We start from the raw sequence: 2204 nt of genomic DNA, 5'->3' as shown, positions 1-2204 counted from the left end.
CGTGGCTTTGCGCTGCTGCTCTGCATCGTCCCTTCCGTCGGCATGGCCCTCAACGGACTCGGGCCAGACGAGCTGCGGTTCGGCTCCGGCCTTTTCAATCTGATGCGCAATCTCGGCGGCGCGGTCGGGATCGCGACCGTCACGACCTGGTTGCAGGATTTTGGTCGCATCAACGCTGCACGGCTCGGCGAGGACGTCACGACGCATGGGCTCAATGCGCTCAACGCCGCCGCGTCGCGCATCTCGGGTTTCACGCCGGACGCCGCCCATGCGCGGCTGATGGTCGAGGGGGAAGTCGCGCGGCTCGTCGGCCAGCAGGCGCTGACGCTTGCCTTCCAGAACGTGTTTCTCCTGATGGCGATCATGTTCGTCGGCGCGCTCGTGATCGTGCCCTTCTGCAAGACCGTCATCCTTAGTGACGGTGCCGCGCCGATCTCGGAGCATTGATCTTGATGAAAGTCGGCGGTCATCCGTCTCGAATTTTTATGCGCCGGAGGAACAAAGTGGGGTCGAAACAAGTCGGACCCCGTCATGCAGGAACGCGATATTCACCCCTATGCCCCCGTCCAGTCGACGAAGGATAAAGGGCTCCGGCCACTGGACGAGGCAGACGATTTGCCCCGCCCTGTCGACGTCTTTTGGGAGACGCTCGCGACGCTCACCGTCGTTTTCGTGGTCATCATCGTGGTCCGGACGGCGTTGACCATTTTCCACGCGAGCTGAACCTCCATCACCCGGCACGCTCCGTCCGGTCGGCAAAATGTGCCGGGCACTTACGCTCGAACACACGTTTTAAGACATTGATCTTTCATCGCTAATGTCTTTGGCAAGGCCCTTGCTTTGAGTTGCCCGTTGCGACGATGAAGGCCAAGGGGCAAGACGATGAGACGTGGCAAATCGAACACCAATGCGGCGGAGTCGCTGGAAGATGCCGTCCTCTCGATCGGGGACGCGCCGACGATGCGTTTCCGGCAGACGCTCAGCAAGCCTCATATCGCGAATGACGCACGGCGCATTCTTTCTCACGCACTGAACTATGCGGCGGAAGCCGAAAGCCGCCTCATGGAACTCAATGCGCGGGTGGCACAGCTCGAAGCGCTGGCGATCACCGATGAACTGACGGGACTTCTCAACCGGCGCGGCTTCGAGGGCATCCTGCAGCGAAATCTGCTGAGCGCCGCGCGCTATGACGAGGCCGGCCTCCTCGCCTATATCGATCTCGACGGCTTCAAGGAGATCAACGATCGTCATGGGCATTCGACCGGCGATGACGTATTGCGCGCGGTTGGCCGCTATCTGAAACGGAATATCCGGGCGACGGACTATGCCGCGCGTATCGGCGGCGATGAATTCGCCGTGCTGTTCGTGCGCGCGCAGAACGCGCCGGCGCGGGAACGCGCGCGCGGATTGGTGCGCGGCATCGGCAAGATTTCCTTGTCCCACGGCAGGAACATCATCACCCTTCGCGCGAGCCTCGGCTTTGCCTATTACGATGCGAATTCCGAGCAGGCGGAACTGCTCGCCCGCGCCGATGCCGCCATGTATGCCGACAAGAATAAGGGCAGCCGCGCCGCGCGCATGATCATCAACGGCTGAAGCTTCACTTTAGCGCCTTGTTATTTTACGGCCTGGCCCTTCGGTTGCTGCTGCGTGATGCAGTGGATGACGCCGCCACCTGCCGCGATCTCAAGCGCCGGCACCTGCACCACTTCACGGTCTGGGAAGACTTCCGCCACGATGCGGGCCGCCGCCTCGTCATGCGGATCGTCGAAAGCCGGCATGACGATGCCGCCATTGGCGATATAGAAATTCACGTAGGACGTCGTGAGCCTGCGGCCATCGCCGCGGCGGAACTGGTGCTTGGGCTGCGGCAGTTCGATGACTTCAAGCTTTTTGCCGCTCGCGTCGCGCGCGGCTTCGAGGCGCAACCTGTTTTCCCGCATGCGCATGAAATTCGGATCGCTCCGGTCTTCCGGCATATGGAGCGTCACGCGGCCCGGGCCGGCAAAGCAGGCGATCATGTCGACATGGCCGCCAGTTTCGTCGTCTTCGAGTCCCTGATCGAGCCAGACGATCCGGCGAATGCCGAGATAGAGCGCGAGACGTTCCTCGATCTGCTGGCGCGTCAGCTCGGGATTGCGGTTTTCGTTGAAGAGGCATTCTTCGGTCGTCAGCAAGGTCCCATAGCCGTCGGCGCAAATGGA

The 2204-nt window shown here is 61.8% G+C and carries 3 protein-coding genes and 1 pseudogene; 3 read left to right on the top strand and 1 reads right to left on the bottom strand.

The genetic code is table 11. The features are described from left to right. The 3 genes and pseudogenes from VMR03_RS18635 to VMR03_RS18625 form a co-directional block, all read left to right on the top strand. Nucleotides 1-447 (top strand): annotated as a pseudogene (locus VMR03_RS18635) (hypothetical protein); the annotation flags it as partial. A gap of 84 nt (nucleotides 448-531) precedes the next feature. Further along, complete coding sequence (locus VMR03_RS18630; RefSeq protein ID WP_325407919.1) at nucleotides 532-723, top strand: hypothetical protein; 192 nt, start codon at nucleotides 532-534, stop codon at nucleotides 721-723. A gap of 159 nt (nucleotides 724-882) precedes the next feature. Continuing rightward, complete coding sequence (locus tag VMR03_RS18625; RefSeq protein ID WP_325407917.1) at nucleotides 883-1596, top strand: GGDEF domain-containing protein; 714 nt, start codon at nucleotides 883-885, stop codon at nucleotides 1594-1596. Nucleotides 1597-1616: 20 nt separating this feature from the next. On the opposite strand, the gene VMR03_RS18620 is transcribed toward VMR03_RS18625, so the two are convergent. Continuing rightward, nucleotides 1617-2204, bottom strand: a 588-nt coding sequence (locus tag VMR03_RS18620) for an agmatine deiminase family protein (RefSeq protein WP_325407915.1), incomplete at its 5' end; no start/stop codon positions are given.

This window comes from Parvibaculum sp. (assembly GCF_035511255.1).
Classification (GTDB): Bacteria; Pseudomonadota; Alphaproteobacteria; order Parvibaculales; family Parvibaculaceae; genus Parvibaculum.
The sequence above is the reverse complement of the archived record's forward strand: the minus strand, read 5'-3'. Positions and strand labels throughout refer to the sequence as shown.